The sequence below is a fragment of the Phytohabitans flavus genome, assembly GCF_011764545.1.
GTDB lineage: Bacteria > Actinomycetota > Actinomycetes > Mycobacteriales > Micromonosporaceae > Phytohabitans > Phytohabitans flavus.
This window is the reverse complement of sequence record NZ_AP022870.1, coordinates 426,197-438,554: the sequence shown is the minus strand read 5'-3', so window position 1 is coordinate 438,554 and position 12,358 is coordinate 426,197. Positions and strand designations below refer to the sequence as shown.

14 protein-coding genes are annotated in these 12,358 nt (G+C 72.4%); 10 read left to right on the top strand and 4 right to left on the bottom strand.

The annotated features are described in order from the left end of the window. Nucleotides 1-88 precede the first annotated feature (88 nt). Complete coding sequence (locus Pflav_RS01975; RefSeq protein WP_173033271.1) at nucleotides 89-1,006, top strand: PDDEXK family nuclease; 918 nt, start codon at nucleotides 89-91, stop codon at nucleotides 1,004-1,006. 126 nt (nucleotides 1,007-1,132) lie between these two features. Here the strand turns inward: Pflav_RS01975 and Pflav_RS01970 are convergent, their stop codons facing one another. Further along, complete coding sequence (locus Pflav_RS01970; protein WP_197937827.1) at nucleotides 1,133-2,062, bottom strand: DMT family transporter; 930 nt, start codon at nucleotides 2,060-2,062, stop codon at nucleotides 1,133-1,135. Between the two features lie 71 nt (nucleotides 2,063-2,133). On the opposite strand from Pflav_RS01970, the gene Pflav_RS01965 reads away from it, so the two are divergent. From Pflav_RS01965 to Pflav_RS01950, 4 genes are read left to right on the top strand one after another with little or no spacing between them, the layout of a single operon-like run. Continuing rightward, a complete protein-coding gene (locus Pflav_RS01965; RefSeq protein ID WP_173033269.1) occupies nucleotides 2,134-3,072 on the top strand; it encodes a LysR family transcriptional regulator in 939 nt (312 codons plus the stop codon). Between the two features lie 47 nt (nucleotides 3,073-3,119). Beyond that, a complete protein-coding gene (locus Pflav_RS01960) occupies nucleotides 3,120-3,470 on the top strand; it encodes a YciI family protein (RefSeq protein ID WP_173033267.1) in 351 nt (116 codons plus the stop codon). Nucleotides 3,471-3,485: 15 nt separating this feature from the next. After that, complete coding sequence (locus Pflav_RS01955; RefSeq protein WP_173033266.1) at nucleotides 3,486-4,706, top strand: RNA polymerase sigma factor; 1,221 nt, start codon at nucleotides 3,486-3,488, stop codon at nucleotides 4,704-4,706. 42 nt (nucleotides 4,707-4,748) lie between these two features. Further along, nucleotides 4,749-5,027, top strand: coding sequence for a hypothetical protein (locus Pflav_RS01950; protein WP_173033264.1), 279 nt, complete (start codon nucleotides 4,749-4,751; stop codon nucleotides 5,025-5,027). Between the two features lie 1,099 nt (nucleotides 5,028-6,126). Here the strand turns inward: Pflav_RS01950 and Pflav_RS01945 are convergent. Continuing rightward, on the bottom strand, nucleotides 6,127-7,053 hold the full coding sequence (locus tag Pflav_RS01945; protein ID WP_173033262.1) for a diacylglycerol/lipid kinase family protein: 927 nt from the start codon (nucleotides 7,051-7,053) through the stop codon (nucleotides 6,127-6,129). 276 nt (nucleotides 7,054-7,329) lie between these two features. On the opposite strand from Pflav_RS01945, the gene Pflav_RS01940 reads away from it, so the two are divergent. Continuing rightward, on the top strand, nucleotides 7,330-7,557 hold the full coding sequence (locus Pflav_RS01940; protein WP_173033259.1) for a three-helix bundle dimerization domain-containing protein: 228 nt from the start codon (nucleotides 7,330-7,332) through the stop codon (nucleotides 7,555-7,557). Here Pflav_RS01940 and Pflav_RS01935 read toward each other — a convergent pair. After that, nucleotides 7,541-8,794, bottom strand: a complete 1,254-nt coding sequence (locus tag Pflav_RS01935; protein WP_197937825.1) for an MFS transporter — start codon at nucleotides 8,792-8,794, stop codon at nucleotides 7,541-7,543. The two genes, Pflav_RS01940 and Pflav_RS01935, sit on opposite strands and share 17 nt — an antisense overlap. A 164-nt stretch (nucleotides 8,795-8,958) precedes the next feature. Here Pflav_RS01935 and Pflav_RS01930 point away from each other — a divergent pair, with 164 nt between their 5' ends. The 4 genes from Pflav_RS01930 to Pflav_RS01915 are packed head-to-tail and all read left to right on the top strand — an operon-like array spanning nucleotide 8,959 to nucleotide 11,824. Continuing rightward, nucleotides 8,959-10,056, top strand: a complete 1,098-nt coding sequence (locus Pflav_RS01930) for an Ldh family oxidoreductase (RefSeq protein ID WP_173033255.1) — start codon at nucleotides 8,959-8,961, stop codon at nucleotides 10,054-10,056. Continuing rightward, nucleotides 10,053-10,508: a cupin domain-containing protein gene (locus tag Pflav_RS01925; RefSeq protein ID WP_197937823.1), complete on the top strand. Its 456-nt coding sequence runs from the start codon at nucleotides 10,053-10,055 to the stop codon at nucleotides 10,506-10,508. Before Pflav_RS01930 ends, Pflav_RS01925 begins: the two co-directional genes overlap by 4 nt. Before the next feature lies 1 nt (nucleotide 10,509). Next, a complete protein-coding gene (locus tag Pflav_RS01920) occupies nucleotides 10,510-10,911 on the top strand; it encodes a RidA family protein (protein WP_173033253.1) in 402 nt (133 codons plus the stop codon). Then, nucleotides 10,880-11,824 carry an amidohydrolase family protein gene (locus tag Pflav_RS01915; protein WP_232070921.1) on the top strand — a complete coding sequence of 315 codons (945 nt, stop codon included), beginning with the start codon at nucleotides 10,880-10,882 and terminating at the stop codon, nucleotides 11,822-11,824. The genes Pflav_RS01920 and Pflav_RS01915 overlap by 32 nt, the downstream gene beginning before the upstream one ends. On the opposite strand, the gene Pflav_RS01910 is transcribed toward Pflav_RS01915, so the two are convergent. Continuing rightward, nucleotides 11,813-12,352 (bottom strand): NUDIX hydrolase, encoded by a 540-nt coding sequence (locus tag Pflav_RS01910; protein WP_232070920.1) that lies wholly within the window; start codon nucleotides 12,350-12,352, stop codon nucleotides 11,813-11,815. The genes Pflav_RS01915 and Pflav_RS01910 overlap by 12 nt on opposite strands. Between the last annotated feature and the right edge of the window lie 6 nt (nucleotides 12,353-12,358).

Genomic DNA, 12,358 nt, shown 5'->3' with positions numbered 1-12,358 from the left:
TCCGCCCTCACCGGGGCCGATCCGTACCACGATCCGCCGTTGTCCACAGCCACTTTCCGCGCCTTGGCAGCTTGGCAAGGATTGGCGGGTGGGTTCCGCCGATCTCGACTTCCTGCTCTTCCTTCAAGACGGTGTGATCAGCCGGCGCCAAGCGTTGCGGCATCTGACCGAGAAGGCCATCCGGCACCGCGTCACGTCGGGGCGCTGGCAGCCCATCCACCGAGGCATATATCTAACGCACAGCGGACCGGTGACGGTGCTCCAACGCCGGTGGGTGGCCGCATTGGCAGTGGGTGACGGTCGCGTGGCCTTGCTGGGCGGCCCTTCCGCCCTGGCTGTGCTGGGCATGCGGGGCGTGGAGACCCACCGAGTCCATGTGCTGATCGGTGCGAGCCGACAACATCGGCGGCCTCCGCCTGGCGTCGTCGTGCACCGCACCCAGCGCGTGCCGATCGAGGACCAGCACCGCATGGGCCGACCACCGTGCACGATGCCGGCACGATCCTTGGTCGACGCAGCCCAATGGGCTCGCTCGGACCGTGATGCCGCCGCGATAATCGCCGCCGGTTTCCAGCAGCGGCTCGTCGCCGCCGTTGACATGGCGCCGGTGCTCGAACGGATGACGCACGTCAAGCGGCGGCGGCTGATCGTCGAGGCGGTGGGGGACGCGGCCGGTGGTGCCGAGTCGATCGCCGAGATGGACTTCGCCCGCCTGTGTCGCCGCTACCGGTTGCCGGAGCCGTCGCGGCAGGTCGCACGGGTCGACTCGGCAGGGCGGCGGCGATATCGCGACGTCTACTTTGATCAGTGGCGCGTCCACGTGGAGATCGACGGCGCCCAGCATCTGGAGATCCCCTCGTGGTATGCCGACATGCGCCACCACAACGAGATCGCCATCGCTGGCGAGATCCTGTTGCGCTTCCCCGCATGGCTGATCAGACACAACCCGGACGAAGTAGCGACTCAGGTGGGTGCCGCGCTGCGTGCGGCCGGCTGGACCCGCTGATCGTGGTACGGATCCGCCCTCATAGAGCCTGTCGCAAAATTGCCCGACTACAGCGTGTGTCGAGAAAAACACGGCTGTGTCCGCCGCTGGCCGCCGAACGGCGGCCGGCGAGGGTCAACGAGACCCTCATTTCAAGCGAATCTGGCGATTCTGCGACAGGCTCCATACGGGCCGATCCGTACCATGATCTAGTTGCTGCGCGACGAGCCGCCTAGCGGGGGTGGTGCGGCGGGTGAGGGCGACCGCTAGCAGTACGACCGCCATGCCGGCCAGGACGCGTACGCCCAGGCGCTCGTCGAGTACCGCCGCGCCCAGGGCCACCGAGACCACCGGGAGCAGGTAGCCGACCGTCGCGGCGCTGGTCGGGCCCTCGTCGGCGATGAGGCGGTAGCTGAGGTAGAACGTCACGCCGGTACAGAAGACGCCGAGCACCACCACGGCCGCCATGCCTGTCGAGTCGACGCGGACCGGGCCGGCCGCGGGCAGGGCGACGAGGCTCCAGCCCGTCGCGGCGATGAGCTGGGCCGCGGAGAGCGCGATCGGTGCTGTACCGCGGCCGGTCAGCCACCGTCCCATGTAGACGAAGCCGGCACCGTAGCTGGCCGCCGCCCCCAGCAACGCGAAGGCACCCCAGGAGGCGTGGGCGTGCCACGGCGCGAAGATGAGCAGCACGCCGCAGAAGCCGAGCAGCAGTCCGGCGATCCGGGCGGCCGCGAAGCGTTCGACGCCGATCGCGAGCCCGATCAGGAGTGTCCACAAGGGAGTCGTGGCGTTCAGCACGCCGGCCAGGCCCGAGTCGACGGTACGCTCGCCGACCGCGAAGAGGGCGAACGGCAGCGCGTTGCACAGCAGTGCCGCCACCGCCAGGTGCCGCCAGACGGTGACCGAGCGCGGGAGTCGTTGCCGGGCCGCCAGGGCCAGTCCGATCAGCACGGCCGTGCCGAGCACGCACCGCGAGACGGTGATCTGTACCGGCGACAGCCCATGGTTGAGCGCCACCTTGATCCACAAGAAGCCCGAGCCCCAGAGGAGGGCGAGCACGCCGATCCGTACCACTCCCCCACCGTGCCGCCGCCGACCTGTCAGGACAAGTGAAAGTACCGGTACCCATCGTTAAGCTGGACTACATGCTCGACGTACGCCGCATGCAGGTGCTCCGCGCCGTGGTCACCAGTGGCTCGGTCACCGCCGCCGCGGCCAACCTCGGCTACACCCCCTCGGCGGTGAGCCAGCAGGTCGCGGCGCTGGAGCGGCAGGCCGGCACGCCGCTGCTGGAGCGGGTCGGGCGTGGCGTGCGCCCGACGGCGGCCGGGCGGCTGCTGACCGAGGCCGCGGGCACGATCAGCGAGCGGGTCGCCGAGGCCGAGACCGCCCTGGCCGACCTGCGGGCCGGGCGCACCGGGCGGCTCGTCGTGCGGTACTTCGCCACCGCCGGCGCCGCGCTCGTGCCGCCCGCGCTGGCCCGCTTCCGCCGCGAGCACCCGAGCGTGACCGTCGACCTGCGCCTCGCCGACCCCGACGACCCGCTACCCGAGGTGGAGCGCGCCGAGGCCGACCTCGCGATAGTGGTGCGCGCCGTGCCGCGCCCGGGCGTCCACCTCACGCACCTGCTCGATGACCCGTACCGCGCGGTGCTCCCCAAGGGTCACCCGCTCGCCGCCAAGCGCGTCCTCGACCTGGCCGACCTCGCCGCCGAGCCGTGGGTCGACTGCGAGGGCCCGGCCGGCCCGTGCCGCGAGATCGTGCGCGACGCGTGCGCGGCGGCCGGGTTCACGCCGAGCGTCGCGGTGGAGAGCGACGACTACGCCACCGCGCAGGGCTTCGTCGCGGCCGGGCTGGGGGTCGCGGTCATGCCGGAGACCGGGCTGGGCAACCGCCACCCGTCGGTGGTCGCCCGCCGCCTGCGCCGCCCGGAGCCGTCGCGCGCCATCTACGCCGCGGTGCGCGAGTCCGCCGCAGGCCAGCCCGCCCTGCGCGCCCTGGTGGAGGCGCTCAGACCTCGGCCAGACGGTCTGAAAAAGATCGCGGATGGTTGTCCAGAACCCGGCGGGGCTGTTCGTCCCTAGAGTGGAAGCCGGCGAGCAGTGCCGGCACAGAGCTGTAGGAGCGAGCAATGCCGAAATATGTCGCACTCATCTACTCCGCGGACGTCGACTGGAGCCAGCCCGAGTTCGCCGAGGCGACGAATGACTACGCCGAGTTCGGCGAGGCGGCCGCGGCGGTGCTGCGCGGCGGCCAGGTGCTGTACCCGACGTCCAGCGCTACCACCGTCCGGGTGACCGGCGGCAAGGGTGGCGACGTGGTCACCACCGACGGGCCGTACGCGGAGACGAAGGAGGCCCTGACCGGCTTCTACGTCATGGAGTGCGCCGACCTCGACGAGGCCGTGGCGGTAGCGGCGAAGATCCCGGCGGCCTGGGACGGCGCCGTCGAGGTGCGTCCGGTGCTCGAGTTCGGCGCCTAGGGAGCGCGGCGGGCGATGGTGGCGGACGACGCGCTCACGCGGCTGGTTCGTGAGGAGGGCACCCGCGTCCTCGCCACCCTCGCCCGCGTCACCGGCAGCATCGACCTCGCCGAGGACGCGGCACAGGACGCCGTCGTGCGGGCACTCGAGACGTGGCCGCGCGACGGCGTGCCGGAGAATCCGCGCGCCTGGCTGCTACTCACCGCCCGGCGCCGGGCGGTCGACATCATCCGGCGGGAGGCGCGGCGCGCTGGTAAGGAGGCCGAGGCGACAATGTTCGCTGGCGCCGAGCCCGAGCCGCCCGAGGTGGTGCGCGACGACCTGCTGCGGCTCGTGTTCACCTGCTGTCACCCGGCGCTCTCGCTGGAGGCTCAGGTCGCGCTCGCGCTCCGTACCCTCGGCGGGTTGTCCACCGCGGAGGTCGCGCGCGGCCTCCTCGTGCCCGAGGCGACGATGGCCAAGCGCCTCACCCGCGCCAAGCAAAAGATCGCGCAGGCTGGCATCCCCTACCGGGTGCCGCCGGCGGAGCAGCTCCCCGCGCGGCTGACCGGCGTCGCCGCCACGATCTACCTCATCTTCAACGAGGGGTACGCGGCCGGCGCCGGCGCCGACCTCGTGCGGGTCGCGCTCACCGCCGAGGCGGTCCGCCTGGCCCGCCTGCTGGCCGAGCTGATGCCCGACGAGCCGACCGCGCTGGGGCTGCTCGCGCTGCTGTTACTGCACGACGCTCGCCGCGGCGCCCGCCTCGACGGCGCGGGCGGCCAGGTGCTGCTCGCCGACCAGGACCGCACGCGGTGGGACCAGGGGGCGATCAAGGAGGGGGTCGAGCTCGTCGGCCGGGCGCTGCGCCGCACCCCTGACCGGCCCGACGGGTACGTGGTGCAGGCCGCCATCGCCGCCTGCCACGCGCTCGCGCCCAGCTACGCCGAGACCAACTGGGACGCCGTCATCTCCTGGTACGACGTGCTGCTCACCATGCGCGACAGCCCGGTCGTGCGGCTCAACCGCGCGGTGGCGGTGGCCGAGCGGGACGGCCCGGCGGCCGGGCTCGCGCTCGTCGACGGCATCGGCGGGCTCGACGGGTACCCGTGGTGGCACGCCACCCGCGCCGAGCTGCTGCGCCGCGACGGCCGGCCGGACGCGGCGAAGGCGGCGTACGAACGGGCGATCACGCTCGGCCTGAACGAGCCGCAGCTGGCCCACCTCCGCCGCCGGGTGGCCGAGCTGCCCGGGTGAGTCGGGACGGTTATTCGAACACGTGTGCGATAGGGTGAGTGGGTGCCCGATACCCGTACCCAGAATCGGCAGGCCACCGTCGACCGGCTGCACCGCATCGCCGACGATCACGCCGGCGGCTACCGGCCGGGCCTGACCCGCGCGGACGCCCTGGCCGAGCTGGCCACCGCCTCGTCCGATCCCGACCTGCTGGCGGAGGCCGCGGCCGCACACGCGATGGCCGACAACTGGTACGCGATAGTCGCCGTCGACCTGCTCATCGAGGCCGGCGCCGACCAGGAGCTGATCCAGCGGCACATCGCCGAGCTAGGGCCTAACTAGAGAGCTTTGGGAGTTGGGGTGGCCTTGGCGTCATGTCGCGGCTAAAGATCCAAATCAAAGGACATTGAGCTACCGCGACGCCCGTCGTGGTCCAGACCGCTGCTCCCGCGGCCTCACCCTCCGCGTCACACAACCCCACCCCGCCTGCGGGCGCCCGGTCGACCGGCGGCGGGCCGCCAGTCGGCGGGCTTCTGGAGCTGGGCGCACCGATGTGCCCGCCCCGACCGGGGGCGGGCGCCCCGCCGATGGTCCCGGCGGTGCCCACTCACCCGGCCCCTGGCCAGACCGGGCCGCTGCGTGGTCGCCCCGGCGTGTCAGCACCCGGCGATCCAGGCCCGATTTTCGGCCGCCCGCGTCGCGGGCATCCCCGCAGAGCTCTGGATCTAGTCGACTTTCTGCCGCCAGGACGACAAAAAGTCGACTAGATCCAGAAAGCCGCGCGGCCCCTCTGCCTTTGTGAACGGTTTCCGCTGCCCCAGCAGCAGGAAACGTTCACAAACCTTGGGGTTGTGCTGGGTTGTCAAGCGCGGAGGGGTGGGGGTTGCGGGAGCGACGGTCTGGACACCAACGCCACTCGGCTTAGGCCGATCATGAAGGTCGGGCCCACCCTGGGCCGCCCCACGGCGGCAGGAAATCCCTACGCCCTCAAGGACCCGGCCGGACCTGGCACTCTCCGCGGCCTCGGAGAATGCCCAGCTAGCGCGGCGGTTGGGCGGGGGTCCATCCATGACAGACCCGCGCCCAAAGGGGCGCTCGCGTTGCCTTGATCGGCGCTACGGCGGACGCCGTCTGCCGCGTGCACCAACCCGACCGCTGCGCACCCACCTCTTACCCTCGCCCGACAGCGATCCCGGGTCGACGCGGGGTTGGGCTTGGACAGCGGACCTGGCAGCGCAGATCGGGGGTCGGGGAGCGCTAGCGAGCCGCCGACCTGGGCGGTGCCCGCGGGAAAGCACCCCAAGAAAACGCTCCGCTGCGCTCCACGTTTCCCCGGGTACCCCGCGCATACGGTCTGCCGCTGACGCGGACCGGGGAAATACCCAACTCAAGAAATCGACTGTGACCCTGACTCTAATGGGTCTCTAGCTGACCGCCGGCGTCAGCTGTCCACGAAGGACGGATCGGCGAGCACGCGGAGCGCGTTGGGCAGCAGGCGGATGCGGACCGGGGTGCGGCCGTGCACCTCGCCGTCGACGTCCAGCGGCAGCGGCGGGTCCGTCTCCACGAGCAGGTCGTCCGTGGCCAGAAACGGTGGCGCGGTGGGGCGGCGGCGCCCCGCGAGCGCCTGCCGCAGGCTCGCCGAGAGCAGCTGCCGCCGCCGCTGGCCGCCGAGCGGGTAGACGTGCAGGAGGCGATCGTCCACAGTGGCGTCACGGGTGATCGGCTGCCCGGCCTGGAAGCGGCCGTTGACGACGTTCAGCTGGTGGGTGACCACCTCGAGCTCGCCGCCGGCCGAGGTGATCCGGGCTCGGAAGGGCCGGTGCCACGCCAGCCGCGCGACCGCCGTCAACGGGTACGCGGACTTGCCGATGTGCCGCTTCAGCCGGGCCGGCACGCGCAGGCCCACCTGGGCGGAGAGGCCGACGTTCGCGTGGTTCGCGAAGATCGTCTCGCCGGCCTGCCCCAGGTCGACGTCGGCCACCTTGCCGCCGGTGAGCACGCCGAGCGCGCCGACCGGGTTGGGCGGGACGGCGAGCGAGCGGGCGAAGTTGTTCGTGGTGCCGAGCGGCAGCACGCCGAGCGCGATGTCCCGGTGCGCCAGGTGCCGCGCCGCCTCGCTGACCGTGCCGTCGCCGCCGCCGGCCACGAGGAGGTCGGGCCCCAGCGCGATCGCCGCCTCGAGTACCCCCGGCAGCTGGTCGGGGCGCTCGATCGGAAACGTCTCGAGGAGGTGGAATCCGTCCGCCGCCAGCCGGGCGCGCACCGTCTCGTAGAGCCGCCGACCGCGCCGCGAGTGCGTGTTGACGACGAGGACGGTACGCCGGTCGCGGCGGATCGCCTCCTGGAGCTCGGTCTTGCTGCGCATGCGCTTCCGCCGGTCGGGTGTCGGGTTGCGTTGCGCAACGGTACCGGGTGGGGTCGGGAGGTCTTCGGTCGACTGTCCAGAGAGCTTTTGGAGTCAGGGTGGCCTCGGTGTCACGTCGCGGATAAAGATCCAAATTCAAGGAAGTTGGGCTACCGCGATGTCCGCGGTGGTCCGGACCGTCGCTCCCGCGGCCTCGCCCTCCGCGGTTGGGCAAGCTCACCCCTCGTCCTACGAAAGTCGACTTGAAATCCGTCCGGGTTGGGTACAGCAGGGGGCATGACGAGCGAGCAGGACCGCCCCCTGATCGACGAGGAGCTGCGCGAGCAGTTCGCCGTGGACCACCTGAAGCAGGCCCTCACGAGCGACTTCGACGACCACCCGGCCACCGAAGTGGAGCAGGCCGTCGAGGATGCGCGCGAGCAGTACGCGGACGCCCCGGTGCGGGACTTCGTGCCGAACCTTGTCGAGCGCGACGCCCGCGACCGCCTCAAGGAGTCGGGGTAGCGGCGAGGTCCGTGTCGGCGGGCGCGCGCTCGGCCCGGGCGCGGGCCACGAAGGGCAGCGCCGCCACCTGCACGACCGACGAGATCGCGAACGAGGCCGGGTAGCCCCACACGTCCGCCGCCCGGCCCAGCAGCGGCTGCGTCACGATCCCGCCCGAGTTCGACATCAGCGAGTCGAACGACAGGATCGTGGCGCGCTGCTGTGACGGGATGAGCCCGTTCAGGTACGCCTGCCGGATCGGCATCGCCGCGGCGAAGAGCAGGCCCCAGATGGCGACCAGCACGAGCGCGACCCAGAAGCTCGCGAGCAGGCCGAGCAGCAGGATCACCGCCGTACCGGCCGCCTCGACCGCGATCAGGGCGGAGGTGCGGCGGTGGAAGAGGCGGCGGATGCTGGGCGTGATCAGGCCGCCGACGATCTGCGCGGCGGCCACGAGCGCCGCGGCGAGGCCGGCGACGCCGTACGCCCCCGGGTCGCCGTACAGGTCGAGCAGGTGCGGCTGGAGCGCGTAGAAGACGTAGACACCCACGCCGCCGCTGAACGGGGCCGCGAGCATCAGGTACTTCACCGCGGGGACGCGCCAGCCGTACTCGACGGAGCTGGACACGATCTCGCGGATCTCGGCGAGCGGCCGGGCGTCGCGTCGCGGGGTGAAGCCGATGTCCCGCATGAGCAGCGCCGCCACCACGAACATCAGCCCGAGGATCGCCGCCCGGAGCACGAACGGCGCGCCGAGGTCGACGAGCTGGGCGATGTAGCCGCCGGCGACCGAGCCGACGAGCATGCCGGCACCGCTGATCGCCTGGCCGCGGGCGAAGACCGACTCCAGCTGGCCCTCGTATCCGGTGGCGGTGAGCGCGTCGACAAGCCACGCCTCGACCGCGCCGGAGAAGAACGTGAAGCCGAGGCCGATCAGCAGCGACACCACCGCCCACTGCCAGAACGGCGCCTCGATCCGCCACAGCAGCACGTACAGCGCGGTGCTGACGGCCAGCGTCACCGTGCCGAGCAGGAACGAGGCGCGCCGCCCCCACAGGTCGGCGACGACACCCGTCGGCACCTCGAAGAGCACCATCCCAGCCGTGAAGAAGGCATTGGCGGCGAACGCCTCCAAGTTCGACAGACCAGCGTCAAGCAGGAAGATCGTGTTGATCCCCCAGATAAGCGACGCGGCGAGCGTATTGCCCAGCTCAAGGGCGTAGTAGGTGCGGCGGACACCCGTGGACGTCGTGATCACATCCCCTACCTCACCACGGGGGTCCGTCAAACTGGCTTCTCCCTATCTGCTCGATGAGCACACTCCGGGGGCCCGACCGGCGCGGCAGAACAGATATTTGATAGAACTACTCGGCGAACCCAGCCACCGGCCGAGCGTGCCCAGCGCCCAATGGAGGGAAGGACGTGACCGACCTCGTACCCGCCGAGGCGCTGTCCGCCCTGGTGGCGAGACTTTTCGAGGCCGCCGGCGTGCCCGCGGACGCCGCCGCCACCGTCGCCGAGGCCCTGGTCGAGGCCGACCTGCGCGGCCTCCCCTCACACGGCAGCCACCTCGTCCCGGTCTACGTCGAGCGCCTCCGCCAGGGCTCGGTGAGCACCCGCACCGAGCCGAAGGTGCTGGTCGACGCCGGCGGCATCGCGGTCCTCGACGCCGGCCACGCGCTCGGCGTGCTCACCGCCGACCAGGCCATGGCGGTCGCCATCGCCAAGGCCCGTGAGTACGGGGTCGGCGCGGTCGCCGTGCGGCACGCGTTCCACTTCGGCGCCGCCGGCCGGTACGCGCGGGCCGCCGCACGGGAAGGCTTCATCGGCATCGCCTCCGCCAACACCCGCCCGATGATGCCGGCGCCCGGCGGCGGCCACCCAGTGGTCGGCAACAACCCGATCGCCATCGGTGTCCCCGGCCCGCGCGCCGCCCAATCCGAGGAGCACACCGCGGACCCGGACGGGCCGGAGCCGCTGGTGCTCGACATCGCCCTCTCCGCCGTGAACATCGGCCGCATCCGCCTCGCCGCCGGCAACGGGAACGGCATCCCGGACGGCTGGGCCACCGACGCCGAGGGACTCCCCACCACCGACCCCGCCGCCGCGCTCGCCGGGATGCTGCTGCCGGCCGCCGGGCACAAGGGGTTCGGGCTGGCGCTCATGGTCGACGTGCTCGCCGGCGTGCTGGCCGGCGGCGGCTACGGCGAGCGGGTCAACGGGCTGTACGCGGACACGGCCGTACCCAACGAGTGCGGGCACTTCTTCCTCGCGCTGGACGTGGCGGCGTTCGGCGACCTGGACGGGTTTGCCAGCCGCCTGGCCGATCTGGAAGCCTCGGTGACCGCGCCGCCGTACGCGCCGGGCGTGGACCGGGTGCTCCTGCCCGGACAGCGCTCGGGCGAGCGGCTGCGCGACGCCGCCCGGCGGGGTGTAGAGGTGGACCAGGGTGTGCTGGCCCGGCTGCGCGCCCTCGCGGCGGACCTGGACGTTCCTTTACCGGAAGGACTGCCGAGGTGAACCTCTCCGAACCCGCCGCCTACTCGGGCGAGCTGCCGGACCGGGCCGTGGCCGGCGACGAGGGCGGGGCGCTGCGCCGGTTCCGCGAGATCATGGTGCAGACCGACGACCTGTCCTGGGTGGACAAGACGCTCGCGGGACTCTCGCACAAGATGCTGTGGCGCGACGACGAGAGCGGCGCCTCGATCGCGCTGGTCCGCTTCGAGAAGGGCGCGGGCATCCCGTCCGCCCACGCGCACGCCTCCAACCAGTTCATGTTCTGCCTGCGCGGCCGGTACACGTACGAGCCCACCGGCATCACGCTCACCCCCGGCTCGTTCTACTGGAACCCGAAGGGGAGCGTGCACGGGCCGACCCGGGCCGAGGAGGAGTCGGTGCTGCTCGAGGTCTACGACGGGCCGCACTACCCGACCCAGCCCGACTGGTACACGAGCGAAGAAGACGCTCGCTGACATGCCCAAGGAGCCGCTCGTCGCGCCCGGCCTGGCCGCGCCCAACGGCCACTTCTCGCAGGCCACGGTGGCCGAGCCGGGCCGGATGGTGTTCATCTCCGGCATGACCTCGCGCCGGGCGGACGGTACGGTCGCGGGCGTCGGCGACATCACCGAGCAGACCCACCAGGTGTGCCGCAACCTCGCCGCCGCGGTCGAGGCGGCGGGCGGCACGCTCGACGACATCGCCCGGGTCGATGTGTACGTGCGCGACATCCGCGATTTCGCCGCGATTCACGAGGTGCGACGGCAGTACTTCACGGGCGAGCCACCAGCATCCACAATGGTCGAGGTGTCGAGGTTCGTACACGACGACTACCTGATCGAGATCAATGCGATCGCCGTGCTCGGGGGTGGGGCTTGACCGGCAGTGGGGTGGACGTCCACACGCACCTGGCGCCGGCACTCGACCGTGTGTACACGGTGGACGGTCCGCCGGCCCTCGCCCATCCCGACCGCCTGGAGTCGCACCTGGACGCCGCCGGCCTGGCCGGCGCGATCGTCTCGATCCCCCGCCGTACTACCGCCAGGACCTGACGGGCGCCGACGGCGTGGAGTGGGCCGCCGCGGTCAACACCGGCCTCGCCTCCCGCATCAAGGGACACACCCGCCTGCGCGCCCTGGCCTACCTGCCACTGCACGACCCCGCGGCGGCGCTGCGCGTGTACCGGACGATCGGCGACGGCGAGTGGGTGGGCGTGGTGGCCGGCGCCGGCGGGCGCTGCCCGTCCCTCGCCGACCCGGGCTACGAGCCGCTGTGGCAGGCGCTCGACGCGGACGGCCGAGCGCTGATGCTGCACCCGGCCCAGTCGCCCGACTACCGCCTGGCCGACTTCTACCTGCACAACCTGCTGGGCAACCCGGTCGAGACCGCAGTGGCCGCCGCCCAGCTCGTCTTCGGCAACGTCCTGGCCCGCCACCCCGCCCTCAAGGTGGTCCTGGTGCACGGCGGCGGCGTCGTGCCCGCACTGGCCGGCCGGTGGGCCCGCGGCGTGGAGACCGCGCGGCCCGGCGTACCCGAGCAGGAGCTGGCCGTCCGCGACGCGCTGCGCCGCTTCTGGGTCGACGGCCTCACCCACGACGCCATGATGGCCCGGGCCCTGGTGGAGCTCTTCGGCGCCGACCGGATCCTGCTGGGCAGCGACTGGCCCTTCCCGATGGGCACCGACGACCCGGCCGGCGCCCTCAACGGCTGCCCGGCGCTCGCCGGCGCGAGCGTCGCCGCGAAGGCCGCCACCGCGAATGCGGCCGCGGCCTTCGGCTGGTCAGGCGAGTAGCTCCCCGACGCGGGCCAGCGTCTCGCGGAGGTTGTCCGGGCCGGCGAGCCGCTGGGCGTCCGGGATGGAGAGCCAGCGCAGGTCGGCGCCCGGCTTTTCCGGACGGGCCGCGTCCGGGGTGCCGGTGGCCAGCACGAAGCGCAGGTCGGCGTGCTCGTGCGCCGGCTCGGTCGCGGACGGGGTGACCGGCACGACCACGACGTGCACCAGCTGGCTGTCGGGCCACGGGACGAGGTCGTCCAGGCCGGTCTCCTCTTCACCCTCGCGGAGCGCGACCGCCAGCGGGTCGGTCTCGCCCGGGTCGCCGTGCCCGCCCACCTGGAGCCAAGCCTGCTGGCGGGCGTGCCAGCGCAGCAGCGCGCGGCGCGTGGGCGGGTGGACGATGACGGCGGACGCGGTGACGTGCAGCGGGGTCGCCCTGGACCAGGGGTCACCGGAGAGCAGGTCACGCACGCGGGCCACGTCGGCGGCCTCGGCGTCGGTGCGCGGCTTGTAGCGGTCGAGGACGTCCGCGAGAGACTCCAACACTCTCGC